At 45.3% G+C, this 23,874-nt stretch carries 23 protein-coding genes and 2 pseudogenes; 10 read left to right on the top strand and 15 right to left on the bottom strand.

The window, feature by feature from the left end:
- Window positions 1-66 precede the first annotated feature (66 nt).
- A complete protein-coding gene (locus HC752_RS14775; protein WP_190335939.1) occupies window positions 67-1,158 on the top strand; it encodes an HD-GYP domain-containing protein in 1,092 nt (363 codons plus the stop codon).
- 17 nt (window positions 1,159-1,175) lie between these two features.
- On the opposite strand, the gene HC752_RS14770 is transcribed toward HC752_RS14775, so the two are convergent.
- The 3 genes from HC752_RS14770 to HC752_RS14760 form a co-directional block, all read right to left on the bottom strand.
- Complete coding sequence (locus HC752_RS14770) at window positions 1,176-1,490, bottom strand: hypothetical protein (protein ID WP_190335938.1); 315 nt, start codon at window positions 1,488-1,490, stop codon at window positions 1,176-1,178.
- 816 nt (window positions 1,491-2,306) lie between these two features.
- Window positions 2,307-2,540, bottom strand: coding sequence for a hypothetical protein (locus HC752_RS14765; RefSeq protein WP_190335937.1), 234 nt, complete (start codon window positions 2,538-2,540; stop codon window positions 2,307-2,309).
- A gap of 279 nt (window positions 2,541-2,819) precedes the next feature.
- Window positions 2,820-3,671: an AraC family transcriptional regulator gene (locus HC752_RS14760; protein WP_190335936.1), complete on the bottom strand. Its 852-nt coding sequence runs from the start codon at window positions 3,669-3,671 to the stop codon at window positions 2,820-2,822.
- A 114-nt stretch (window positions 3,672-3,785) separates the two neighbouring features.
- Between HC752_RS14760 and grxC the strand changes: the two genes are divergently transcribed.
- The gene (grxC, locus tag HC752_RS14755) at window positions 3,786-4,076 is read left to right on the top strand and encodes a glutaredoxin 3 (RefSeq protein ID WP_190335935.1); all 291 of its coding nucleotides are present in this window, start codon (window positions 3,786-3,788) and stop codon (window positions 4,074-4,076) included.
- Window positions 4,077-4,090: 14 nt separating this feature from the next.
- The gene (locus HC752_RS14750) at window positions 4,091-4,576 is read left to right on the top strand and encodes a YkgB family protein (protein WP_190335934.1); all 486 of its coding nucleotides are present in this window, start codon (window positions 4,091-4,093) and stop codon (window positions 4,574-4,576) included.
- A gap of 133 nt (window positions 4,577-4,709) precedes the next feature.
- On the opposite strand, the pseudogene HC752_RS14745 reads toward HC752_RS14750, so the two are convergent.
- A pseudogene (locus HC752_RS14745) lies at window positions 4,710-5,362 on the bottom strand (ISAs1 family transposase); the annotation flags it as partial.
- Window positions 5,363-5,773: 411 nt separating this feature from the next.
- Between HC752_RS14745 and HC752_RS25465 the strand changes: the two are divergent.
- Window positions 5,774-5,884: pseudogene (locus HC752_RS25465) on the top strand (IS982 family transposase); the annotation flags it as partial.
- Between the two features lie 208 nt (window positions 5,885-6,092).
- On the opposite strand, the gene HC752_RS14740 reads toward HC752_RS25465, so the two are convergent.
- The 6 genes from HC752_RS14740 to HC752_RS14715 form a co-directional block, all read right to left on the bottom strand.
- Complete coding sequence (locus HC752_RS14740; protein ID WP_190335933.1) at window positions 6,093-6,899, bottom strand: BtpA/SgcQ family protein; 807 nt, start codon at window positions 6,897-6,899, stop codon at window positions 6,093-6,095.
- Window positions 6,900-7,094: 195 nt separating this feature from the next.
- Window positions 7,095-9,347, bottom strand: a complete 2,253-nt coding sequence (locus tag HC752_RS14735) for a N,N-dimethylformamidase beta subunit family domain-containing protein (RefSeq protein WP_190335932.1) — start codon at window positions 9,345-9,347, stop codon at window positions 7,095-7,097.
- 38 nt (window positions 9,348-9,385) lie between these two features.
- Window positions 9,386-9,706, bottom strand: a complete 321-nt coding sequence (locus HC752_RS14730) for a hypothetical protein (RefSeq protein ID WP_190335931.1) — start codon at window positions 9,704-9,706, stop codon at window positions 9,386-9,388.
- On the bottom strand, window positions 9,690-10,355 hold the full coding sequence (locus HC752_RS14725; RefSeq protein ID WP_190335930.1) for an HAD family hydrolase: 666 nt from the start codon (window positions 10,353-10,355) through the stop codon (window positions 9,690-9,692). The genes HC752_RS14730 and HC752_RS14725 overlap by 17 nt, the downstream gene beginning before the upstream one ends.
- Window positions 10,348-11,868, bottom strand: coding sequence for an FGGY-family carbohydrate kinase (locus HC752_RS14720; RefSeq protein WP_190335929.1), 1,521 nt, complete (start codon window positions 11,866-11,868; stop codon window positions 10,348-10,350). Before HC752_RS14720 ends, HC752_RS14725 begins: the two co-directional genes overlap by 8 nt.
- A 152-nt stretch (window positions 11,869-12,020) precedes the next feature.
- Window positions 12,021-12,833 carry a DeoR/GlpR family DNA-binding transcription regulator gene (locus HC752_RS14715; protein ID WP_190335928.1) on the bottom strand — a complete coding sequence of 271 codons (813 nt, stop codon included), beginning with the start codon at window positions 12,831-12,833 and terminating at the stop codon, window positions 12,021-12,023.
- 190 nt (window positions 12,834-13,023) lie between these two features.
- Between HC752_RS14715 and HC752_RS14710 the strand changes: the two genes are divergently transcribed.
- The 5 genes from HC752_RS14710 to HC752_RS14690 all read left to right on the top strand — a co-directional run bounded on the left by HC752_RS14710 (window position 13,024) and on the right by HC752_RS14690 (window position 18,081).
- The gene (locus tag HC752_RS14710) at window positions 13,024-13,821 is read left to right on the top strand and encodes an SDR family NAD(P)-dependent oxidoreductase (RefSeq protein ID WP_190335927.1); all 798 of its coding nucleotides are present in this window, start codon (window positions 13,024-13,026) and stop codon (window positions 13,819-13,821) included.
- 87 nt (window positions 13,822-13,908) lie between these two features.
- On the top strand, window positions 13,909-15,210 hold the full coding sequence (locus HC752_RS14705) for an ABC transporter substrate-binding protein (protein ID WP_190335926.1): 1,302 nt from the start codon (window positions 13,909-13,911) through the stop codon (window positions 15,208-15,210).
- A gap of 45 nt (window positions 15,211-15,255) precedes the next feature.
- Window positions 15,256-16,161, top strand: a complete 906-nt coding sequence (locus HC752_RS14700; protein ID WP_190335925.1) for a carbohydrate ABC transporter permease — start codon at window positions 15,256-15,258, stop codon at window positions 16,159-16,161.
- On the top strand, window positions 16,158-17,015 hold the full coding sequence (locus HC752_RS14695) for a carbohydrate ABC transporter permease (protein WP_190335924.1): 858 nt from the start codon (window positions 16,158-16,160) through the stop codon (window positions 17,013-17,015). The genes HC752_RS14700 and HC752_RS14695 overlap by 4 nt, the downstream gene beginning before the upstream one ends.
- Window positions 17,016-17,025: 10 nt before the next feature.
- Complete coding sequence (locus tag HC752_RS14690) at window positions 17,026-18,081, top strand: ABC transporter ATP-binding protein (RefSeq protein WP_190335923.1); 1,056 nt, start codon at window positions 17,026-17,028, stop codon at window positions 18,079-18,081.
- 163 nt (window positions 18,082-18,244) lie between these two features.
- Here the strand turns inward: HC752_RS14690 and HC752_RS14685 are convergent, their stop codons facing one another.
- From HC752_RS14685 to HC752_RS14675, 3 genes are all read right to left on the bottom strand, one after another.
- Window positions 18,245-19,042 carry an IclR family transcriptional regulator gene (locus HC752_RS14685; protein WP_190335922.1) on the bottom strand — a complete coding sequence of 266 codons (798 nt, stop codon included), beginning with the start codon at window positions 19,040-19,042 and terminating at the stop codon, window positions 18,245-18,247.
- Window positions 19,043-19,235: 193 nt separating this feature from the next.
- Window positions 19,236-20,735, bottom strand: coding sequence for a CoA-acylating methylmalonate-semialdehyde dehydrogenase (locus HC752_RS14680; protein ID WP_190335921.1), 1,500 nt, complete (start codon window positions 20,733-20,735; stop codon window positions 19,236-19,238).
- 10 nt (window positions 20,736-20,745) lie between these two features.
- Entirely contained in the window at window positions 20,746-21,906 is a 1,161-nt protein-coding gene (locus HC752_RS14675) for an iron-containing alcohol dehydrogenase (RefSeq protein WP_190335920.1), read from the bottom strand.
- A 271-nt stretch (window positions 21,907-22,177) separates the two neighbouring features.
- Here HC752_RS14675 and HC752_RS14670 point away from each other — a divergent pair, with 271 nt between their 5' ends.
- Window positions 22,178-22,714: a GNAT family N-acetyltransferase gene (locus tag HC752_RS14670; protein WP_190335919.1), complete on the top strand. Its 537-nt coding sequence runs from the start codon at window positions 22,178-22,180 to the stop codon at window positions 22,712-22,714.
- 104 nt (window positions 22,715-22,818) lie between these two features.
- On the opposite strand, the gene msrA is transcribed toward HC752_RS14670, so the two are convergent.
- Together msrA and msrB are read right to left on the bottom strand one after the other, a co-directional pair.
- Window positions 22,819-23,346 carry a peptide-methionine (S)-S-oxide reductase MsrA gene (gene msrA, locus HC752_RS14665; RefSeq protein WP_190335918.1) on the bottom strand — a complete coding sequence of 176 codons (528 nt, stop codon included), beginning with the start codon at window positions 23,344-23,346 and terminating at the stop codon, window positions 22,819-22,821.
- 14 nt (window positions 23,347-23,360) lie between these two features.
- Window positions 23,361-23,804: a peptide-methionine (R)-S-oxide reductase MsrB gene (gene msrB, locus HC752_RS14660; RefSeq protein WP_190335917.1), complete on the bottom strand. Its 444-nt coding sequence runs from the start codon at window positions 23,802-23,804 to the stop codon at window positions 23,361-23,363.
- Between the last annotated feature and the right edge of the window lie 70 nt (window positions 23,805-23,874).

The following is a 23,874-nucleotide window of genomic DNA, read 5'->3' as shown; positions in this document are numbered from 1 at the left end:
AATTTTTTTTAAAATATAAGCTACATTTAATGTAGTAGAGTTTGCTAATATTTTGAAAGGTCTGATATGCCATTAAGAAACTTGGATGATCGAACTATCTTGATTGTCGATGACTCACCAGACAACTTATCGTTTATGGCTCAGTCGTTAGGCGGGAAATACATCATAAAAATTGCAAATTCAGGGGCTGTTGCGCTAGAAATTGTCGAAAAATTTCCGATTGATCTGATTCTGCTCGATATCATGATGCCCGAAATGGACGGATACGAGGTCATTCGCCGGTTGAAATCTTCAGAGAAAACCATGGAAATCCCCGTCATATTTCTTACCGCAAAGTGCTCTTCCGAAGACGAAAGACTCGGGTTTGATTTGGGTGCCGCAGATTACATTAATAAGCCTGTTAGCGTCCCAATTTTGGAATCACGCGTTAGAACTCACCTACAAAATAAAGTCTCTCACGATCTTCTTCATGGTAAGAATGACCTTCTAGAAACACTGGTCAGAAGCCGTACAGAGGAATTGGAAGAAGTCAAAGACTCTATCGTTATTGCCATGGCAAGCCTTGCCGAAACTCGGGACAACGAAACAGGTAACCACATTCTTCGAACCCAATACTACGTAAAAGCCCTAGCGGAATATTTGGCCACCACTCCTGAATTTAGTGCTTTGTTAACACCAGAGCTCATTAAAATCTACTACAAAGCAGCGCCACTGCACGATATCGGTAAAGTCGGCATACCCGACAATATCCTACTCAAACCAGGGAAGTTAACAGATTCCGAGTTTCAAATCATGCAAGAGCACACAACACTTGGGCTCCAAACGTTGCAAAAAGCCAAGGAACACTACAACAACCCGAATGGCATCGTCGATGCCGCGATCGATATTGCTTATTGTCATCATGAAAAATGGGATGGTTCAGGCTATCCGCAAAAATTGGCGGGAGAAGACATTCCATTAAGTGCGAGATTAATGGCTGTGGCTGATGTTTATGATGCGCTGATTAGCAAACGTATCTATAAAGATCCTATGGAACATAGCGTTGCCAAACGCATTATTGAGGAAGGTAAAGGGGGACACTTTGATCCCCAAGTCATCGATGCTTTTATAGCATGTGAACAACAGTTTATTGATATAGCGAAAGAGTACTCAGATTAATCAAAAATCTAAAGGATTCAAGGAAGAATACTCATGTTAATAAGTTTATAAGCATTGGCGAACGGATAGTCCGATATACAACTGCCTTCTCCATTTACCCAAACTCTTTTGTTGCTCATTTGAGCCGCTAGCAGCATCGACAATAGAGCCCGATTGTAATCGGTGTCTGGTTTAAAATAGTATCTATTGCCGCAGCTTTGGTTACTCCCGCTAAGAGATACGATAATGTTACCAGCTGTGGCATATAATTGAACCGTTCCACTTGCTTCTCTGCCTGCTGCATGTACAGAAATAGATAAAAACGCGATAAATACAAAAATCAATATTCTCATTGGTGACTCCTAAGTCGATTAAAAGCTAATATTCAGCTCTAGTTAAATTGAGTGCTTATTAACATATTAAAGAAGCTCGGTGGTTAGCTGAGAAACCAGCATTCAACAAGCGATACCAACACTAAAGGGACAGCAACCATCTGGTTTTCGGTTACCTGATAGCTAATGCTCCCTTCAAGCTAGACAACACCCCACAAATTCTTAAACCAATCCCCACTTTAGCGGTTTTACGTACCTAAAAAAAACCATGAAGATAAGGGATATTTGTCAGTTTCTAGACAGATACCTCACATATTGAACCTAATTTTATCGATACGAATAGAGCTTGGTATGAGCGACAAGAAGACACTTCAAGACTTTTCTAAAAGTGCCTGTCCTATTTTTAGATTATAATACTGATAAGCAATTCGCCAAAATGTAAAATACAATTGTAGACATGATAGAATATAATGTGATTTTTTTATTTTTACTGAATTTATTATTTATCTTTAACTTATTTACTCTAGGTAGAAAAACAAAAATAAAGACACCTAAAATAAATAAGTAAAAAGACATATGAAATCCGCTGGTTACATATAAAAAAACCCTTTTAAAGCTGGAAGAAAAACTAGAAAATATTATACAAAAAGAAAATATATGCATAACAAAAATAAAAGAAACCAAAAATCGAGCTTTCCATATGTAATCACTTACTTCTTTATTTTCATAATATCCAACAACTGAAAAAAATATAGTGTGAATAGCTTTAATCAACATAAAAATTATTCTCTATTACGTCAAGCGTTTCTAAAGTGTCTGATGTCCGACTTATTTTTCTTAAGCATTATCACTTAAATAGCTCGAGAAATCTTCATCTTGGTTAAAAGAGAGAGCAACCATGCCAACATCACTATCAAGAGATGCAGTATTGATTGAGGATGATGCTGCAACTAAATACTCACTAGGTATCTCGTAAGACTCACCCCCAACTACAAATTTCTTTTGAGGTTCTGCACAAGCCACTAGACTAAAAGAAAGCAGTAACAATCCAAAACTATTTAACTTTATCATCGAATCCTCTCCCCCGTATGATCACAACCAGTACACCATAATAAGAAGGACAGTCACTGAGGGATCCCCACAAATTCTTAAACCAATACCCACTTTAGCGGTTTTACGTACCTAAAAACCATGAAGATAAGGGATATTTGTCAGTTTCTAGACAGATACCTCACATATTGAACCCAATTTTATCAATACGAATAGAGCTTGGTATGAGCGACAAAAAGACACGTCAAGGTTTTCTAAAAGTGTCCCCTCTTATTGATCTGTATATCGAGCAATACCGAGTTATTGTTGCGCTCTAAAACGCTTGGGGGTTGTGCCTGTATGCTTTTTAAACGTGAGCGTAAAAGCGCGCTCCGATTCATAGCCAACTTGCTCAGCCACGTCATCAATCGACAACAACGATTCACGCAATAGCTCCTGTGCCCTTCCCATTCTGAGATTGGTTAAGTATTCAAACATCGGTTGTCCAACCAAAGCGGAAAAGCGGCTAGCAAACGCAGCGCGAGACATACCAATCTCGCCTGCAACCGACTCCAACGTCCAACTCCTGTCAGGATGGTCATGCAACAGTTGCAGAGCACGAGAAATACGTTTGTCGTTCAGCGCTTCTAAAAACGGGCTTTTTTGCTCTCGCCCAAAGTTAATTCGGATCAGTTCGACCAAGATAATTTCGGTCAGCTTATTGACGATCAGCTCCGAACCTGGTCCTTGAGATAGGTACTCTGAACTCAACTGATCAAAAGTGCTTCGCAACCAAGGATATTGCGCTAAGTCTTGATCACGCACTATCGTCACCCGAGGAAAGATCTCCAATAACGGCGTTGTCACTGTTCGCGTATAGCTAAAAGAACCACAAAGTAACAGCGTTGGTTCTTCTAAGTCTGGCTGGTCTCTATCCGGAGATTGACTCGACAATACGTGGTCTTGTCCTGGCCCTAAGAAGATCAAATCTCCCGCTTCCAATCGTTCCACTTGACCAGCAATAATCGCCCAGCAACCACCGCGTCGAATCAAATGAAAACTGGCGTGCTCTAGGTCGTTAAAGGTTTTACTCCACGGCGCTTCCACCTGACTGCAAAAGTAGACGCTGCCGACGACACGAATCGCACGCAGCATGTCGCTCATCACTTCCATATTTAGCCCCACCCTAAACTAGACGATCTATGTATTAAATCAAGATTATCATGCATAGATGGTATTTTCCGCAACAGTTAAATTAACCCTACAGACAACAAGCGGAGAAACACCATGGCAAAAATCGAAATTTATACCAAACACTACTGCCCGCATTGCAAAGCCGCAAAGCACACTTTAAAGCATTTAGGTTTAACGTATCGAGAAATTGAAGTCAGTGATAACCCAACGCGACTAAACGAGATGAAGAACCGTAGCCAACGACGAACTGTTCCACAGATTTTTGTCGGCAATCACCATGTTGGCGGAAACGATGATTTAGTCGCCAGTATCAGAAGTGGCGATTTTGAACAGATATTAGAGCGCCAAGGCATCACACATACCGCCAATAGCACAAAGAAATGATAAGGAGTAAGACCATGACAACTATCAATAGCAACATCAACCACCGAGTAGCAGGTACACAGTCGCTGACCAACATTTCTGACCAAGCGGTACGTTTTTCTATCATCATCGTCCTAGCATGGATCGGGGCAATGAAGTTTACCAGCTACGAAGCAAATGCAATCCAAGGTCTTGTGGCATCAAGCCCACTGACCAGCTGGTTGTACAGTATCTTCAGCTTACAAGGTGCCTCTAACCTCATCGGATTGGTTGAAGTGGCAACCGCGGTTGCTTTGTTGCTCGCGCCAGTGCATCGATTGTTTGCACTCGTCGGTGCTGCTAGTGCAACGGTTATCTTTGCCGTTACAACAAGCTTTCTGTTTACCGCACCAATCAGCGAAGCAAGCTTAGGTGGCTTCCCTGCAATCTCTGTCGTACCGGGTCAATTCCTCTTAAAAGACATTGTATTGCTTGCGGCGGCGTCATCCTTACTGGCAAAAGTTCTACGACAAGAAGATTAATCACGGTCGTTAAACAGATGTAAGCAACCCAACAATAAAGAGAACTCCGGCTCTAATGCCGTTCACGTGAGATGAGCGGCATTATTTTTTCTAGGATATCGGCTTGGCTTTTTCTTAACGAATCCACGGAAACCGCACGATCATCCACCCTTACTCGGCATTCGTCTTCTCGAAACGCAGTATCTAGCACCCAATGCATCGACTCTATTTGCCAATGAGAACGCGTTAAATCGTGTAACTCTTTCGCACTTAAATCCCAGGAGCTGATATAAAATCTCACCGACCTATCCCGCTCTGTCGCATGCTCCGATTCTTGACGAACATTAACCATTATCCCCATCGTTTTTAAGTCTAGCCACTCATACGCCACATCCCATTCGCTGTCGCAAAGGCATTGACCATATGAATGGCTTCTTACCCTCTCGACTTATCGTAAGAGCCTCGAACCGTCTTTCCATCAATGGCTACCACCTCGCCATCTGTCAGCACATGGCAGGCTTTCATCCAATTAATAAACGCACGTTGGAGTGCATTAGCACTGATCATGCCCACCACTCTCGCCAAGGTATCGGATGAAGGAATACCCTCCTTAAATTCACCGTATTGCTTTAAAAATTCGATTCTTATTCGAACAAAACCTACGATACCTACCAATGATTCATGACCCGACAAAACACCACAAATAGTCAGCAAAATAATGTCTGATAATTTGTGGTTTATTTTCGCTTCTTAGCGATATTTTTTGATCACTTTAAAATGCATAAATGGGTTCGTTAATTCCGCCATAATTAGGCTCTGTTAGGTATAAAGCCATTAGAAAGCAATGAAAGTGCTTTACAAACGGATCCTTTTTGAGTTGCTGGATATGCGATGAGTGTAAAAGAAATATCTGTAGTTAAGCTTACCTAATGCATTTACATAAATTTACAACTGTGAACATTATCAATAAACCTCATGTTCGAGATTTAAAAGATGAGTTTAAACGTTAAAAGAGGTGGTGATAAAAATGTAGCAACAACAATATTTAGTTATATCCAACTTTATGTTTATGTATTAAAAAACGAAGCCATAACGACCCAATCTTATTTTTATTTCTCCTTACTAGATAAAAGAGATATGAAATAAAGTGGGTAGAATGGGGGAATAATATCCATTATGAGTAGCCAAGAATTGGGCTGATTCTCAGGATTTAACGGTGTCAGTTTTATGGTGAATCGGCTCGCCGGACTCACTACCTATTCATTCCTGCTTAAAAAGCCGAGCACTAAAGAGACTCGGCTTGAGAAAGGTGCACTTAGGCAGATCTGAGGTGATATCAGTTCCTCATCAATTTAAAATTGAGCATTTAAATCAATGTCTAGAAACCCATCATCGAAAACAAAATATTCGGTACCCGCGTTAGGCTGGTTAAACCGAGAGAAGGTGTTGCGTTAATTAACAGGGAGCCTGCATCGTGCTTAAAGCGTAAGATGCGGCTCCAGTCCCACAATTAAGATCATAGAGCGTCGAGATCAATTCAACTTCTCAATCGCTTCACTTCATCCATAAATTCCTTCACACGGGCTTGATCGACAAACAGATTGAAATCGCCTTCTTGTTTAAAGGTCGTCCCTACCACTGCACCGTCTGCAATACTCAATTGTTCATTCACGGATTCAAGCCGAACCCCAGTGTTGGCAAACACTGCTGTATCAGGAATCGCATTTTTTACACGGCTTAAGATATTTGTATCTGTCGGCGCTCCAGCATTCATCCCCGACACACACACGGCATCAGGTTTACAGTTAAATACCGTGGTTTTGGCAACGCTTTCAATGTCTCTCGGGGCCATGTAGGCGGCCGCTTCTGGAACAATATTAAACAGTGTTTTCACCTCGGATGCCGATATGCGGTGTTGATGCCTAATCGTTTCCCCACAGTTGGTATTCCAAACACCAAAATCACTGGCGTAGGCTCCGGTAAATATCTCTCGGATAAATTTGGCCCCTGTTGCCGCTGCTAAGTCCAATGACTTTACGGGATCCCAAAGTACGTTTACACCAAAGGGAACATCGATTTCATTCATCAACTCGCCAATAATACGCGCCATAGAGGCCACTGTTTCGGTTTTCACATTGGTTAAGTAAGGTAACGAGAATTCGTTGGAAAACATTACCGCATCCACCCCTCCAACTTGCAGAGCGTGTAAATCTTTACGCGCCATTTCAATCACCCACTTCATTCCTGCTGCTGAATCGTAGTCAGGATCCCCCGGAAGCGCACGTAAATGGCACATCGCAATGATCGGTTTTGTCGTATTTAATGTTTCTTGTATCCAATTCATTTTCATTATTCCTTTTTCATGATTATCTTTATTTGATGCCAGATTTCAGATTCAGCGATGCCCTTCCAAAAAATGGACATTTCTATCAGTCGATATTTTTTATTTGCCTACGTGTAACAGTGATGCGCTATAACTGCTATGTACCAAAACTCTTTGGTCTTTATATTTTTCGGCGTCGAAAACGTCGTATTCTAATTACGTGTCAAAAGGTTCTGGGTCTAAAAACCGTTTCAGTACATTGAATGTCAACTTAGAAACATTATTGTCGTAATGATTCCATGCCAAAGACCCACACCAAGAAATCGAGCCTGTTGAAAATACTGCACCTCCCGAAGGGGTTTCATAAAACGCAAGATCCGCACGAACTTTTTCATTCTCATCCCCACCCAAATTGGGGGGAACAACGCCGAATTCTTCGTTGACTAATCTAACATTCCGGCTGTGTGCTTCCGAGCTGGCAAGGCGTAAGATATTCACTGGCGACCCCAACGAAATATCGATAGCATCTAACTCCAGCCCTGCTGCTCCACCACCAATTAAACCAAAGTCCCCAATTTTTTCGTCATCAATGCCTTCAAAAATAAAGGCAGATCTCGGGTCATATGAATCCGGTCCTCGGCGGTAATAACTACAAATATCAAAACCTTGTGCCATAAAACCCAACCCACACATCGTGTTTGGCGTGCGCCCTATTCGTCGCCACAACCCCCCAAATTCACCCGAGAACGAATTGAAATATTCGCCCGGCTCCGCAGCCCAAGTCCGAATGCCATCTTCGGCACGTCGCACTTCAATGACACCCGGCAATTGAGTGTGAAAAGCAATACGCCAGTAAAACCCATTCGCTCCCAGATACATCAAGCGTCCCCCTTGATCTATCCAAGTCTTGAGCCCATCCCACATTTCTGTCGAATAGTATTCTGGGTGTGTTCCCGTCATGATCACATCGTATTGTTCAAGGTAATCCGCGCCTTGCTCATGAAGATCTTCATCCGTGATCACATCGAACTCAAAATTATGATGATGCAACCAGCCAAACAAGTGGGTGTCTGCGTTGTATTGCCATAGGGCAGAGCCATGCCCCCCCAGCCACGACCGATACCTTGCCGAGAAATTCAGAACAGGCCTCAACCGCGACGAATAGCACACCCCCGATCCGTCTCGGTGGCTGTCATACAGTGACCCCCCCAACTCAGGATGCTGGTACATATATACATCGTGATGACCAAATTCCAGTAAACGACCGATGCTTCGCTCTGCCTCGCGAGCGGTAATGTGCTCACCATGGTTAGCGTACGCAATGTAGGAACAGGTGGGAGCCAGAAACGCCAGCTTGGTCGCTCGCCTTTTGGACTTATCCTTATGGGGGGTCACAAAAAAGGGAACGTAGTCTTCACAGGTCATGTCTGGCGTTGTCTCACCATTCTCGATATGAATGGCATACGCGCCACTTGGCAAAGAATCTGGCACCACAAACGTAAACGTTGTTTCCCAATTGGCGTCATAAATATCGTCGTGATGGAAATGAACGGCACCGTAATGTTGCGGTCCTGAAAGAAAGCTGTGAAAACTGCCATCCCAATTCCACCCCTTCATGCCGCGGGTTGGTAGGTGATGAAAACAGAAATGAACCGAATTAGCCGAAAGATCTTTACCTTCAACCGTATCGATAGCTTGGCTAAAGTCCCAGCAGAATTTGGCTTCTTCTCTGCGCTGCCCCGCTTTTAGATTTTGCAGAAAATCCTCACTCGACATCGATTGAGAGTAGATGGTTAAGCTGTCGACTTTTCCGTCCATATGAAAGTCAACGCGGTCACCTTCTGCTGGCGCACCTGCAAGCCATAAAGGCGCATCCTTAGGAGAAGTCAGCGGTAAATCGAGTTCAAAAACCTGACAAGACGCATCCCGAATGGTGGCGTAATCGATGAGAGGGGTTTGAGATAACACGACTTTTCCCTGTGCGGAATCGATCTCACAGGATATGGCGTACCACTGTCGTTCAAGCATAGAAATCGGTAACTGGTATTCCTGCTTTCCAGAAGCGGTGTAAAGGATCAATGTAAGCCGTCCCGAGTCGGTGAACATTAGGTGGAATCCGTTACCCTGCCCGTCTCTTTGGCACAAGATGGTCTGCTCATCACGGCGGATCAGAGTCGGCCAAATCATGGCAGAAATGGTGAGGGTACTTTCGGAAAGGAGATGAGGAATAGGCTCCGTTACCCCATAGGAACCCGCGTCTATCGTTTGCTTTTTGACTGGGTAAGTTCCGTCAATATCCGACGATACTGGCTTGAACTGAACTCCGGGACCTTCAGGGTTGCAATCGCCATGGCGAACCTCAACCAACTGCGCCGTTACGTCACTGCCATCTTCTGACGATATTTTGAACTCAATACTCTCCCCAGGTGACGCCGAATAGACGCTGGGATAAGCCAGTATATTTAACATGTCTGATTTCCTATCTTTGTTGTTAGGGCGCTCATAACCTATTCGCTTAACTGCGCATCCAGATCCTTTCCGGTCAGCGCTTTCCATCTCATTTTGAACAGCTCAACCTCGGCTTCCTCTATCGAGGAGAATTGAAATTCTTCCATAAACACCAAGGGTTTCTCGCGCTCTGGCGGCATTTCAGCCAAAACAAATTCCTTAAAGGGGACTTTGGTAAAAATAAACAGTTGATGCCCCGTTGGGTCATACCGCAAGCGGTTAAGAACGCGGCTTAAACCCGGGCTGGGCGAGCCCAAAGGTTTGTCCAAGAATTCTCTGGCAAACATAAGATCCTTCTCAGGATCAATTTGATACAGCATGGTCACCTCCGTGATTGACCTCTTGAATGATTGTCAGAATCGAAGACAACTCTTCCACGTGATAACGCGCATTTTGGTGCGCATCGAAAGACGCTGACCTAAGCTGAACGACACGGCCACCAGATTGAAAGCCAGACACAATCCCCGAGTGACTGTCTTCAATGATCAACACTTGATCCGTCGAAATACCCAGTTTTTGAGAGGCTTGAATATAGGGAAGTGGATCGGGTTTGCCTCTTGCTACATCATTTAGGCTAAGTGAAAACTGGATTAAGTGACCAACGCCCAGAGCCTTTAAATTGGCATCCACAACTTCACGGCATGAATTGGATACGCACACCTGCTGAATCCCCAGATTGGCGATGTTTGTTACCACCTCTTTGGCTCCACTCACTGGTGTGAGCGCATCCCAGTGCGCGATGTAATACTCATTGATTTGAGCCAGCCAAATGGAATACGTAACACCCGTAGGAACATAAGGCAGAATGGCTTGCCATACATCTTCCATATGCACGCCGATAAATTCATGTTCATCAAACATGGCAATGTCGATATCCAGCTCAGTACAAACCTGAACCAGCGCTTTGTAGTGCATTGGCTCGCTGTCTATCAGCGTGCCATCAATGTCCCAAGCAATAGCTTTAATCATGTTGCCCCCATGCTGAAAAAATGGGTTGTAACTGCTGATATAACGCCTTGTAAGACTCATAACCTTGTTGGTAAACCAAGTGGTTTTGAGCGTTCGGCTCTATCTTTTTTGAGTAGGAGACGTAATCAGAAACGGCCGTAAAATCCGAGCTCAGTCCACAGCCTACCGCAGCCATCCAAGCCGCCCCTAAGCATGAGCCAGGGTGCCCTTCTAACGTTTGAAGTGGTTGCTGGATAACATCCGATACGATTTGCATCCAAAACTCGCTATTTGAACCGCCATCGGATACCCAAAATCGTTGTGTCGAGAAGCCCATGTCTTGAAAGACTTCAATATGGTGACGAATCGCGTAGGCAAAACTCTCCAATAGCGCACGCCACAGATGAGGTACACCATGGTTTAGACTCAACCCAGAAAAAACGCCCCTAGCCAGCGGATCATGAATCGGTGTCTTTTCCCCTAATAAATACGGTAAGGCGTACACACCTTCGCAGCCTGCGGGCACTTCCTCGCTTAATGAATCCAAAAATGCATGCGGCGTGACTTTTTTTCGTTCCGCCAACTGAGCTTCATATTTTGCGAATTCTCGGACAAACCAGTTAAGGCCTGAACCGCCAGAAGCCATACAGCCATTGGGCATATAAAGACCAGGAAGTAGGTGGTAATCCAGATACATCCTTTCGTCTGGGACGGCGGTATCACTCGAAATAAGAACATCAACAGAGCCGCCAAACTTGAGCAACACGTCTCCGGGCTGATGAACGCCCGCACCATAAGCTGACGCAATATGATCGGCACTGCCGCCGACCACCATTGTTCCTTCGCACAAACCTGTTTGCTCGGCGGCACATCGGCTGATCGTTCCTAACATCTCATGGGACAGAGACAGTTCAGGAACAACATTCGGTTCAACATGCGCTAGCCGAATCAAGTCTGGGCAAAGTTGACCTGTATAGACATCGATAAACCCTGCCTCTAGCGCCCAATTCCGATCAACCGCCTTTTTCTGCGTTAACCGCCAATTGATGTAGTCGTAGGAGCCAAATACGGTATTAATGCGTGAAAAATGATCGGGTTCGTGCTGTTCTAACCATCTGAGCTTGGCGGCAACAAGTTGCTGATTAATGCCATTTCCGGACTTCAAAAGGAAATCTCGTTCGTCTATCTCTTCTTTGATCGCGACCACTTGCTCTTGGCACCGCCCATCGCTTTGCTGAATGGATCGTCGTATTAACTGCTCATTTTGGTCTAACAACACCACAGCAGGTAACATGCCCGTCACCCCAACACTGGTAATTTCACTGCTTCGAATCCCAGACGCTTCAAGCAACTCTTGGCAAATGCTGCAAACATTTTCCCACCATTGCATGGGGTTTTCTTCTGCCCAACCAGAGTGTTCAGAATAGAAACTGACAGCACGAGAAGCGGTATATCGGAAACTAGGCTCTCCAGGTTTAATGAGTAAACCAATCGTTGATGTGGTCCCGATATCCAATCCAATTACGTATGCCATTATTCAATCCTTCCTTGGTTTATTAGCAACTGTGTTTATTAGCAATTATGGTTTTTAGCAATAGTGTTTTTTTTTTACTGGCAACGGTGTTTTTGTTTAACAACGGTGCCGCACTAGCAACGGTGCTGCGTGTCTGTCTGCACGAATACTACTTAGTCTCTGTCTGCACAAATAATATTGACATTGGCGGCTTGCAGCGCTTCTAACAAAGCCCCCGTTGGCATTTTATCCGTCACAATTCCACTGATGTTTTCAAGCGTGCCAATGTGAACGACCGAGATATGACCAAACTTAGATGAATCGCATAGGACGATGACTTCTTGAGCATTCTCCATATAAAGACATTTGGTCTCTGAATCCTCAATGCTGTAATCAAATATCCCTGCTGGGTTTATCCCCGATACCCCGATAAAGGCGATATCAAATCGAAAGTTTCGGATTTGCTGAGTCGCTAATGGCCCATTGATTGAGAGCTCTGGCGTTCTCATTTGCCCCCCTGATAGATAAACGGGGTAAGTCGCTGGCGCTAAGGCAATAGCAGCATGCAAGTTGTTGGTAAACAGCTTAATGCCCTCTAGCGTACTCAACTCTTTAGCCAACAAGCTGGCGGTAGTCCCGACATCCAATGCCACTGTCGCATTAGGAAAAACCAATTCACGTGCCAATTTTGCAATTTTGACTTTTTGAGTTTGGTTCTTGTTCATGCGCAATGAAAAATCCGGCTCGATAATATCAACCGCAACTTGGGACTCCTCTTCTAGCGTCATCGCACCACCGTGTGTACGCATCAACAAACCGTCGTTGTCTAACTGAACCAGATCTCTCCTTACTGTCATGTCAGAGACTTTTAAATGATCAGCGAGATCATTAACCGACACAAAGCCACGCTGCCGAACAATATCTAGAATCTTTTCATGGCGCGTACTCACTGTTTTTCTTTTTTCGTTTTGGCTTGGGGTTGTCAAGCTGATCTCCTGTTCACCTAGCGAACACTCATCATTTAATTAATGTTCGTTTTGTTTGTAATTTAATCAAACCTCGTTCACATATCAACAAATTTATCAAAAAAAAGTTTGATTTGTTGAAAATAATGGTTGAATGTTAATCCTAAGTTTCAAATCAACATAATGCAAATATCGATAAGGAGCACATAAGATGCCTTCATATCACAATGATTTAAAAGGAAAAAAGGCATTAATCACAGGTGGGTGTCACGGAATTGGTTACGCAATTGCACATGAACTTATCGAACAAAATGTCGATGTAATGATTGCAGATATCGATCAATCAACCGCAAAACAAGCTGTAAATCGACTCAACAAGACAAACAAAGGTCGCGCGCACACCTGTTATATGGATGTATCGCAGCGACAATCTGTTGTCTCTGGGTTTGATGAAATGTTTGAAATGTTTGAATCGTTCGATTTTCTAATTGCCAATGCCGGCATATCAACCATGAATCATGCCACCGCGCTCACCGATGAAGAATGGGACGCCAACTTTAACGTTAATACCAAAGGCGTTTTCCTTACCAACCAAATGGCGGCACGCCATTGGATCAGCCAGAAGAAGCCGGGAATCATTGTGAATACGGCTTCATTAGCGGCTAAAGTCGGTGCGCCCTTACTCGCGCATTACTCGGCAAGTAAGTTTGCGGTAGTCGGGTGGACACAGGCAAGTGCACGGGAATGGGCAAAGCACGGCATTCGCGTCAATGCCGTCTGCCCTGGCTTTGTGGAAACAGGAATGCAGGAAAGAGAAATACGTTGGGAAGCAACACTAAGAGAGATGGAACCTAAAGCGGTTATTGATGAATACATTCAACAAACACCTTTAGGTCGATTGGAAAAACCACAAGACGTCTCCAAGGTTGTCGCTTTTCTTCTTTCGGAGGCTTCAGCGTTCATGACAGGTCAGGCAGTCAACGTGACTGGCGGTGTTTACATGGGCTGATTTTCGAAACAATTTCGGAGCACTTTTCCGAACAACATTTCGCAACATAGACGTTACGAGACTAAGTATATAAGGACGAGGTATATCATGATTAGGACAAAAACATGGCTTGCCAGCACACTTCTGGCAATGGCAAGCGGATACAGTATTGCTGATGACGAAACGTATTTCCGAGGTTGGCAATATAAGCCCGAAATTGTTCAAGACAATGTAGATACGTTTAATAAAATCAACAAAGCTAACGTAGATTACGCCACGGTCACGGGTGATTACCCTGCACTTATGGAAAAATCTCTGATCGCAAAAGACAAACTCGACATCCTTTACGCTAACCCTCCGACAGCCGTTCGGTTTTATGAGGCAGGCTGGCTTAAGACCGTGAATGAACTGGATGAGTTTGAAGCCATAAAGAAAGACATTTACCCCAACGTGTTAGACGCATGGACGTACGATGGGAAATTGCTTGGTCTTTCCTACTTCCTTTCCGTTCGTGGGCTTGTTGCCGTTAACAAAATCAAATTGAAAGAGCTTGGCCTAAGCGAAAAAGACTACCCGAAAAATTGGGACGAGTTTTATGACCAAGTGATCTCACTTCATGAAAAAGGGGTGAAAGGGGTTTATTTACCACACTGGTTCAACGAATTTTATGGCATTTCTTGGGCCTTTATTTGGGAAGTATTAAACCGTGGAGAGTACTTGATCGATCCCAAAACAAAGAAACCGAATCTCTCCTCAGATGGGGTCGCGGCAGAAACCTTGCGAGACTGGAAAGCGCTATGGAAATCGGGGGCGGTACCAGAAGAAGTGTTAAGTTATACCGAATCGGGCATTGTGGATGGCTTTGCCTCGGGACGATACCTCTACTCAGCACAAGCTGCCTATAACATCGCGTATTTTAATAATCCTCAATTCTCGTCAATGGCTGGTAACGTGAGCTTCTTACCGTATCAAGGACAAAGCTGGGGCTTGCTTGATAGCGCTCTTTACTTAGCCACCAATCGTGAACGCAGCGCGAAGCAAGAATCACAAACAAAGGATTTTTGGTCGTGGTATGGCTACAAAAACCAAGACGACAAATTCTACGTTGCGCAACGCTGGATGAACGAATCCATGCTGTTTTCTGCTTACAAACCTGTGATGGAAAGCGCTGAAACTCAAGCCGCCATGAAAGGGTTTTTAGCAAGCGAATCCGATTACCAAAACATGGTTGATCTATACGCAAAAACACCCAACCCAAATGGAGTGTGGAAAGTGCTGTGGGCAGAAGAATTTAATTCCTGGCTACGCAAGCGCCTCAGTCAGTTCCTTTTGGATGACCAACCCGTCGACGAAACACTCGCTGACATGCGCAAGCAAATAGAAAAATTAAATAAGAAATACGGAATCTAATATTTTAGTGCGGTCAAGGCTGACCGCACTCTAAGGAACACTTTCATGAACAGCAATAAATCAACAAAAACAACGGAGCTGTCCAACCTGCAATTTGCCTTGTTGCTGACCTTACCCGTATTACTGTTTTTGTTAGTCATTATGGCCTATCCCATGGGGTATGCCGTATGGCTTAGCCTCCACGATGTGCAATTCTTATTTGGAAAAATGCGGTCTCAGTTTGTCGGGCTGGACAATTTTTCTAACGTTTTGCAATCCAGCGAGTTCTGGCATGCTACAGGGGTATCCATTCGGTTTGCTTTAGAAGTCGTGGTGCTCACCCTCGCTGCGGGGCTTGGTCTCGCTATGGTGATGAACTCAGTAAAAAGAATGAGTAACCTGCTTCGCACTTTAATCATGATGCCTTGGGCAGTATCTCTATACGGTACAGGGGTAATGTGGTTTTATTTAGCGCGTGGGCAATCCGGTGTCGCGACCTCCTTGTCCTTTATGTTTGGAGGGGATGAACCCATTAATTTCATCAGCCGAGATTGGGTAATAGAGGTGCTGGCTCTAGGCGCTGCGTGGAACATGGCTCCCCTCGTCGCTTTTTTCCTGCTCGCTAATTTAAAGACTATACCTAAAAGTTTATACGGATTAGCCTCGATTGATCGGTTCAACCCGCTGCAAACGTTCATTCACGTTACGTTACCCCCACTCAGGTTCACGCTGTTTGTGTTTACCTGTATTTGTACCGTGCTGAGCTTAAAGATGTTTGATTTCATTTATATGCTCAGTCGAGGGGGACCAGGGGATACATCAACCGTTTTGCCGTTCTTGCTCTACGACATTAGCTTTAAGCAGCTGCAACTGGGGTACGGAAGCGCCATGTCCTTCTTCTTACTCTTTCTGATTGTGGGTTCAACCCTTCTTTTATATGCCATTTGGGGAGTCAGGGAGGAACGTGCATGAGCCGGTTTTCAATTCATAAATGGATATCGATCGTAATTGCGGTTATCTGGAGCATATTCCCATTATATTGGCTCTTAAAATATGCCTTTTTAACGCCCGCAGAAATTGCTGCGTATCCACCCCCGTTTTTCCCCGAGAGCATCAATGTCGCGTCGTTCTACAATGTGATTGGCTTGGATTACACCATGCCAGACGGAACCGTAATTAAAGCCTCAGGGCAGGCAAATCAAATCTTAGCTGGGCTCTGGAACAGTGCGGTGGTTTCTTTCTGGAGCATGATCATCACACTGATCGTTGTTATCCCTTTAGCGTACGTATTCGCGCGATTGGAATTTCGGTTTAAAACCCCGCTCTTGATGGCCGTATTGCTCTCTGTCGCCATTCCGCCGGTTTCAACCTTGATTCCCTTTTACGTGATGTTCACCAAACTTGGGTTAACAGGCACCAAAACTGGCTTAGTGATTGTTACGCTCACGATCACCATTCCCTTCGTGACTTGGATGCTGATTGGCTATTTCCGCAATTTACCGCAAGTAGAGAAGCTAGCCAGAATCGATGGGTTTTCTCGCTTAGGTACCTTTATAAAAATCATCATTCCTTTGTCAAAAAGCGGGATTGCAGTCGCCGCCGTTATTGCCTTTCTGTTTTCGTGGAACGAATTTGTCTTTGCGACGATTTTAGCCAACGGCACCCCTGCTACCACGCTGCCCGCTGCTGTTTCTGGCTTTCTATTTCAGCAGCCTCAACCCAGCCACATGGCAGCAGCAATATGGATTACGATTTTACCCGCGGTGTTGGTGGTCTATTTTCTACAACGGCATATCACTGAAATGAACATCGTGGACCCAATTTAAGGAAGTACCAATGTCAGGAATTCAATTAAAACAGCTCATCAAGAAATACGATGGTAAAACGGCAGTGAAGGGAATCGACCTCGATATTCCCGATGGTACGTTCTGTGTATTTTTAGGTCCATCAGGGTGTGGAAAATCCACCACTCTCAACTGTATCGCAGGGCTAGAACTGCCTTCGGGGGGCACAATACAGATCCAAGGGCAAGATGTTACACAGCTACCTCCACACCAACGCGACATTGCCATGGTCTTTCAATCGTCTTTGTTATATCCCCATCTTACTGCTCGAGATAACATAAAAATGAGTTTAAGAAACATAGATATAACCGAAAAAACAATGGAAGAGCGCATTGTGCACGCCGTAGACATTCTGGAAATAGGCAAATTATTAGATAAGAAGCCTGCCCAGCTGTCTGGTGGCGAAAGGCAAAGGGTCGCAATGGCAAAAGCCATTGTTCGTAGCCCCGCCGTTTTTTTGATGGACGAACCCTTAGCCGCACTGGACGCATCACTCAGGCAAGTATTGCGCTCAGAATTAGTGCATCTCCAAAAGAAACTTAATGTGACGACTATCTTTGTGACTCACGACCAAGTAGAAGCCATGACCATGGGCGATCTGGTGGTTGTGATGAACGAAGGAAATATAGAGCAAGTGGGCACGCCGACTGAAATCTATAACCACCCTGCATCTCGCTTTGTCGCTCAATTCATTGGTTCGCCCCCCATGAATTTCTTCCAAGGGCAGTTACGAGAGGAAGGGGGGAAACGTTACTTTCATGGCAATCAACTCAAAATTGATGTCACAAATGACACCAAATTTGATCATTTGAGTGACCAATCAAACTGTGAACTCGGTATCAGAGGTCACCATTTGTGCGTCACAGATGATCCCGATGCAATAAAAGGGGAAGTATACGGCGTCGAAAACTTAGGCAGAGAAAAAATCTTAATTGCCAAAGCACCAGATGGCACCAGCATCAACATCGTGACCAACACGTCGAACAACCACCAGATTGGAGACCCGATTTCGATTGGCTTCAGTTTGAACGATGCTTATGTGTTTTAAGATTTCCACTCAATTTTTGAACCGTCCATAAACCATAAGGGGCATTCAAATGCCCCTTATCATTTTCATGCTTCGGGGAATGTTGCCCCTTGATCATTACGGTTGGCAGGTCACCATACGCGCTTCATTAAGGCTTTCCACATACTTAAGGCTTTTTACATACTTAAGACTTTTCGCATACAGAAGGCTTTTCCAATACCGCGAGCACCGATTCAATTTCTTGAGCGGCTTTGCGGAGTTTGTCGACAGAGGAAATCAGATGGTCGAGCGTTTTACGAGCAATCGGGGCATGGCAAAACAAGCAAGCAATAAGGCGACCATCAGAACGTTTAATGGGCACCGATATCGCATTCATACCATCTATAAACTCTTCATTATCAATACCAATCTGGGTTTGATGAATTCCGAGCAAAGATTGCTCTAACGCGTCTGGATCCAAAATGGAGTTTTTCCCCATCGGGTTGAGATCGAACTGCTTGAACATGGCACGGCGACGTGCTTCGGGAAGGCTACTTAGGTAAAGTTTCCCACTGGATGAACACCAAGCAGGTACTCGGGTTCCTACGGGAATGTGCACTCTTAAGGGGTATTCGCATTCCACTCTGTCGAAATAGATCATTTCCGTGCCATCGGGAATGGCGATGCCACAAGTTTCATCCAACTCTTTTGCAACCCGTTCAAGGATGGCGCGCCAATGCGTTTTATGAACACTGGTATGCAGAACGTTCAGAGCGATATTATGAAAATGATCACCGGGTACAAGCTGGCCTTTCAGATCGGTGTATAACCACCCTTCTTTGAGTAACGTATTGACGATTCGGTGAGACGTAGGCTTGGGGATATCCAGCCTTACCCCAACTTCGGTAGGTGATAGCGGTTGCTCGCTGGAAGCCACTTCTTGCAGGATTTCTAACACACGGAGGATGGTAGAACCTTTTTCACGTTTATTACTGGTCGTCATAGTGCCCTGATACGTTTTTTCGTTATAGAAGCAGTATATACACAATCTACCTCAAGATAAAAAGCAGCCCAAGCAGCTGTCACGCCAGAATAATTTTCTGAAGATAACGTCACACTACTTGGGTAGGCTTTCCTTCTTTATTTCTTTATTTCTTTATTTCTTTATTTCTTTATTTCTTTATTTCTTTATTTCTTTATTTCATCGTTGGCATCGAAAACTCTGCACGCAAGCCATCCGATTCAGGCCAACGTGAAGTCACCGTTTTCATTCGGGTAAAGAAGCGAATACCATCCGGACCATGCATATTCAGTGGTCCAAAGATGGAGCGTTTCCAACCACCAAAGCAGTGAAACGCCATCGGAACAGGAATCGGCACGTTCACGCCAATCATGCCAACCAATACGTTTTCTTGGAACAGACGAGCCGCTCTGCCACTTTCAGTAAAGATTGCCGTACCGTTACCGTATTCGTGATCGTTGATCAGTTTAATGGCCTCTTCTAGCGTATCCACACGCACCACCGACAAAACAGGACCGAAGATTTCTTCTTGGTAAATGGTCATATCAGGGGTCACTCGGTCAAACAAAGTCGGCCCGACAAAGAAGCCGCTTTCTGCCCCTTCAACCTGATAATTTCGGCCATCCACAAGCAATGTCGCCCCTTCTTCCACCCCTTTATTGATATACCCAACCACTTTGTCTTTGTGTGCTTGGCTGATCACCGGTCCCATATCCGGCTCATCGGCTCTATCACCAGGGCCCACTTTGAGTTCAGATATGGCCAATAATAACGATTCAATGGTGTTTTGGGCGGCTTCTTCCCCCACACACACGGCAACCGAGATCGCCATACAACGCTCACCGGCAGACCCATACGCCGCCCCCATGAGTGCATTGGTGACTTGCTGGGTGTCTGCATCTGGCATCACCACCATGTGGTTCTTCGCCCCTCCCAGTGCTTGGCTACGTTTCCCATGCGCAGAAGCCGTAGAATAAATGTATTCCGCAATGGGGGTTGAACCAACAAAACTGACCGCCTGTACGTCAGGATGAGTCAGCAGCACATCCACAGCGGTTTTATCGCCATTCACCACATTGAACACACCGTCGGGCAATCCAGCTTGTTTAAGCAATTCCGCCAAAAACATCGCGGGCGTGGGGTTTTTCTCTGATGGTTTCAGCACAAACGTGTTTCCACAGGCGATCGCAATGGGAAACATCCACATCGGTACCATTACGGGGAAGTTGAAGGGCGTAATACCGGCACATACCCCCAATGGCTGCATCATGGAGTGCGAGTCTACCTGACGACCAACATTCAACGAGTGCTCGCCTTTTTGTGCATGCGGAATACCGCAAGCAAATTCGACCACTTCCAGCCCGCGAGTGATCTCCCCTTGCGCATCGCTCAGGACTTTTCCGTGTTGCTCTGTGATGATTTGAGCCAATTCATTACGGTGCGTTTCGACCAGCGCTTTGAATTTAAACATCACACGCGCTCTCACCACCGACGGTGTTTTCGACCACGCAGGGAAGGCTGCGGCCGCGGCTTCAACCGCTTGCTCGGTTGTTTGAACAGAAGCCAGCGCTACGTCAAGTATGTGTTCGCCCGTTGCTGGGTTGGTGACTTTCGCTAAATCTGAACCTTGGGATTCAACAATATTGTTATTAATAAAATGTCCGATACGTTCCATTGGGATCTCCTTATGCCCATAACTGATGATAAAGTCCGACGATTTCTTGCTGGCTTGGTACTCTAGGGTTATTTCCTGGTGATCCAGACGCCAGTGCTTGCTCCGCCATCACCTCGCAAAGTGAAAAATACTGTTCTTTGTCGATACCAAACTCAGACATGGTCGGCACAGACAATTCTTGGTTAATCGCAATAAGTTCTTGCACGAGTGAATGGCATGCCACGTCATCACTGGCTTCTTGCAACACAATGCCCATATGTCGAGCACAATCCGCGTAGCGCGATTTCGCACTAGGGATAGAAAACTGGGTAATGGCAGGCAAAAGCATTGCATTCGATAAGCCATGAGGTACATGGAAAAACGCGCCAATTGGGCGACTCATCCCATGCACGAGTGCCACAGAAGCAGCGGAAAAGGCCATGCCCGCCAGCGTCGAGCCCAGCATCATGGCTTCTCTTGCTTCATGGTTATTCGGCTCGTGATACGCTTTTCTTAAGTTGGGGGCAATCAGCCTCATGGCCGCTGTCGCCTGCGCATCGCTAAACAAATTCGCTTTTTGGCTCACGTACGCTTCGATTGCGTGAGTGAGGGCGTCGATTCCCGTATCCGCCGTCACCCTTGGAGGTACACTGGAGGTCAACTCATAATCCACCAAAGCGGCATCAGGCATAAAACCTAGCCCAAGGCACAACATTTTCTCGTCGGCTTCATCATCGGTGATGATGGTGAATCGTGTCACCTCCGATCCCGTTCCAGCGGTTGTCGGAATCGCAATTAACGGGACACCCGCTTCTGTTACCACGCGAGGAAACTTGTAATCGCGCATCGCGCCGCCGTGTGTGCCCAAAATGTTGATGGCTTTCGCGGAATCAATAGGGCTGCCGCCGCCTAACGCGATAATGGCGTCGTACTGACCCTGTCGAAAAACATCGACACCTTGCGATATAGAAGACACGGTTGGTTCAGGCACGGTATCGGAAAACACCGCGCAGTCCATCCCTGCCTGTGACAGAGACTGAATGATTTTGTCTGGATAACCCAACGACACCATAACGTTGTCCGTCACCAACAAGGGGGCTTTACAACCAAAACCGGTCAAGACCTCCGCTATTTTCTGGCTGGCACCCGCCCCGATCTCCATAACCCTTGGAAGTTGAACCTGATTGCTCATTTTTACATCCTTATCTCTTGCCCTTCGTTTTTAGCCTGCTGAGTTAGTCAAACACAAATACCACTCAGTGATACTTTTTGTATCGTTTTTAATATTAGAGCGAAACAAACGACATTGTAAAGATAAAAATGAGACTAAAAGTATCATTATGATAGTTAAGGATGATTTTGTTCCGCCTTGAAAGATGAAAAGAAAATCTCTAAATTGCCTACTGGAATCCCGAAAGGTATGGTGTTTTTGGGTAGAAATGCAGAATGAGAGAACGACGGTAATGTTCACAAAAAAGATTGACGATGAAATCCAGCTGGCACTGGTACAGCCCTCATTTGCCAAGGATTTTCTAAGAATTCGCAACGATAATTTAGACTATCTCTCTCAATGGCTAGCGTGGCCGCCACATTGCGATAACGAAGACGCTTTTTTGAGTTTTATTCGCACGTCTTTACAGCACTACGCGGAAGGCAAATCGCTGACCTGCGTCATTATTTATAAAGGCAATTTGGTGGGTGCCGCTTCGCTCAATTCGATTGACCACAATTTGAGCCGCGCTGAAATTGGTTATTGGCTTGAAGCGTCTGCTCAAGGAAACGGGATCGTTACCCGTGCATGCCTTGCCCTGTTAGACATCATTTTTGAAGAATTGAAATTAGAGAAAGCCCAACTGCGTGCGGCCGTAGACAATCGAGCAAGCCGCGCGGTTGCAGAAAGACTAGGCATGACATTAGAAGGCGTTATCACGCGCAATGAAAACCTCAATGGGCGAGTCGTTGATCACGCAGTGTATGGCTTACTGAAAAGCCATCAGTAAGCACCCACTCACCGCCGTACAACTCAACGCAACTCAAAGCAAAATGGAAAACGCCCCCTCATTGAAGTGAGGAGGCGTTTTTGTGTTTTTATCTCGTTTTGTTGCTATCTCATTTTATCGCCATGAGATGCCCTAAATTTATTGAGCTTGGGGGAAATCACCATTTGGCAATACCGACCTTCAGGGTGAGCACGGTAATAGTTTTGGTGTTTTTCTTCCGCTTTATAGAACTGCTCATAAGGTACTATTTCAGTCACTATTGGGTGTTCAAATTCCGGTGACAACGTGGTTATCACGGCTCTGGCGGTTGCCTCTTGTTCATCGTCATGAGTCAGAATGATACTGCGGTATTGGGTGCCTCTGTCTGCCCCTTGGCGATTCGGCGTGGTTGGATTATGAGTGGTTAAGTGAATGTCAACTAAGTCTGCAAAGCTGACTTCATCGGAATCAAACTCAATTTGCACCACCTCGGCATGCCCGGTTGTGCCATTGCACACTTCGCGGTATGCAGGGTTTTTGGTGTGCCCGCCGCTGTAGCCACTGGTGACCGACTGAACACCACGGACTTGTTGGAAGAGCGCTTCGGTACACCAAAAGCAGCCACCGCCAAATGTTGCTACTGACCTAGTCATAGTAGTTACCTCTCTTATTCCGCTTTCTTTAACGCGACGGCGTTCATGCAATAACGCAGCCCACTGGGAGGCGGACCATCAGGGAACACATGCCCCAAATGCGCATCACAGGCATTGCAGGTGGTTTCAATGCGGCGCATACCATGAGTTTCATCCATATGATAAGCAATGGCGTTGGCTTTGATTGGCTGAGTAAACGATGGCCAGCCAGAACCCGATTCAAACTTCACGCTGCCATCAAATAGCGCGGTATCGCAGCACACGCAATGGTATATCCCAGGCTCAAACAAACTGCACGATTCACTGCTGAATGCCCTTTCGGTGCCTTTTTGCCGAGTGATCCGAAACTCTTCAGCCGTCAGCTGCGCTTTCCATTCCGATTCCGGTTTGTGGATCACTCTGTCTGGTTTCAGATTGCCGTTGTTTGCATATTCAATCACACTTTGCCAATTCAACATGTTGGATACCTCGTGTCGGAGCTCTGTTTGTTTTGTTATAGCCCATATGAAAGGAATACGATCATAACGC

Origin of the sequence: Vibrio sp. S9_S30, from assembly GCF_014694455.1 — a bacterium.
Classification (GTDB): domain Bacteria; phylum Pseudomonadota; class Gammaproteobacteria; order Enterobacterales; family Vibrionaceae; genus Vibrio.
The sequence above is the reverse complement of the archived record's forward strand: the minus strand, read 5'-3'. Positions and strand labels throughout refer to the sequence as shown.

Coding starts and splice junctions, on each gene's coding strand:
- HC752_RS14685 (WP_190335922.1), bottom strand. CDS start 19,042: ATGACGACCAGTAATAAACGTGAAAAAGGTTCTACCATCCTCCGTGTG.
- HC752_RS14675 (WP_190335920.1), bottom strand. CDS start 21,906: ATGAGCAATCAGGTTCAACTTCCAAGGGTTATGGAGATCGGGGCGGGT.
- HC752_RS14680 (WP_190335921.1), bottom strand. CDS start 20,735: ATGGAACGTATCGGACATTTTATTAATAACAATATTGTTGAATCCCAA.
- HC752_RS14700 (WP_190335925.1), top strand. CDS start 15,256: ATGAACAGCAATAAATCAACAAAAACAACGGAGCTGTCCAACCTGCAA.
- HC752_RS14740 (WP_190335933.1), bottom strand. CDS start 6,899: ATGAATTGGATACAAGAAACATTAAATACGACAAAACCGATCATTGCG.
- HC752_RS14710 (WP_190335927.1), top strand. CDS start 13,024: ATGCCTTCATATCACAATGATTTAAAAGGAAAAAAGGCATTAATCACA.
- HC752_RS14775 (WP_190335939.1), top strand. CDS start 67: ATGCCATTAAGAAACTTGGATGATCGAACTATCTTGATTGTCGATGAC.
- HC752_RS14765 (WP_190335937.1), bottom strand. CDS start 2,540: ATGATAAAGTTAAATAGTTTTGGATTGTTACTGCTTTCTTTTAGTCTA.
- HC752_RS14670 (WP_190335919.1), top strand. CDS start 22,178: ATGTTCACAAAAAAGATTGACGATGAAATCCAGCTGGCACTGGTACAG.
- HC752_RS14690 (WP_190335923.1), top strand. CDS start 17,026: ATGTCAGGAATTCAATTAAAACAGCTCATCAAGAAATACGATGGTAAA.
- HC752_RS14770 (WP_190335938.1), bottom strand. CDS start 1,490: ATGAGAATATTGATTTTTGTATTTATCGCGTTTTTATCTATTTCTGTA.
- HC752_RS14730 (WP_190335931.1), bottom strand. CDS start 9,706: ATGCTGTATCAAATTGATCCTGAGAAGGATCTTATGTTTGCCAGAGAA.
- HC752_RS14735 (WP_190335932.1), bottom strand. CDS start 9,347: ATGTTAAATATACTGGCTTATCCCAGCGTCTATTCGGCGTCACCTGGG.
- HC752_RS14760 (WP_190335936.1), bottom strand. CDS start 3,671: ATGGAAGTGATGAGCGACATGCTGCGTGCGATTCGTGTCGTCGGCAGC.
- HC752_RS14695 (WP_190335924.1), top strand. CDS start 16,158: ATGAGCCGGTTTTCAATTCATAAATGGATATCGATCGTAATTGCGGTT.
- msrB (WP_190335917.1), bottom strand. CDS start 23,804: ATGTTGAATTGGCAAAGTGTGATTGAATATGCAAACAACGGCAATCTG.
- msrA (WP_190335918.1), bottom strand. CDS start 23,346: ATGACTAGGTCAGTAGCAACATTTGGCGGTGGCTGCTTTTGGTGTACC.
- HC752_RS14720 (WP_190335929.1), bottom strand. CDS start 11,868: ATGGCATACGTAATTGGATTGGATATCGGGACCACATCAACGATTGGT.
- HC752_RS14705 (WP_190335926.1), top strand. CDS start 13,909: ATGATTAGGACAAAAACATGGCTTGCCAGCACACTTCTGGCAATGGCA.
- HC752_RS14750 (WP_190335934.1), top strand. CDS start 4,091: ATGACAACTATCAATAGCAACATCAACCACCGAGTAGCAGGTACACAG.
- grxC (WP_190335935.1), top strand. CDS start 3,786: ATGGCAAAAATCGAAATTTATACCAAACACTACTGCCCGCATTGCAAA.
- HC752_RS14725 (WP_190335930.1), bottom strand. CDS start 10,355: ATGATTAAAGCTATTGCTTGGGACATTGATGGCACGCTGATAGACAGC.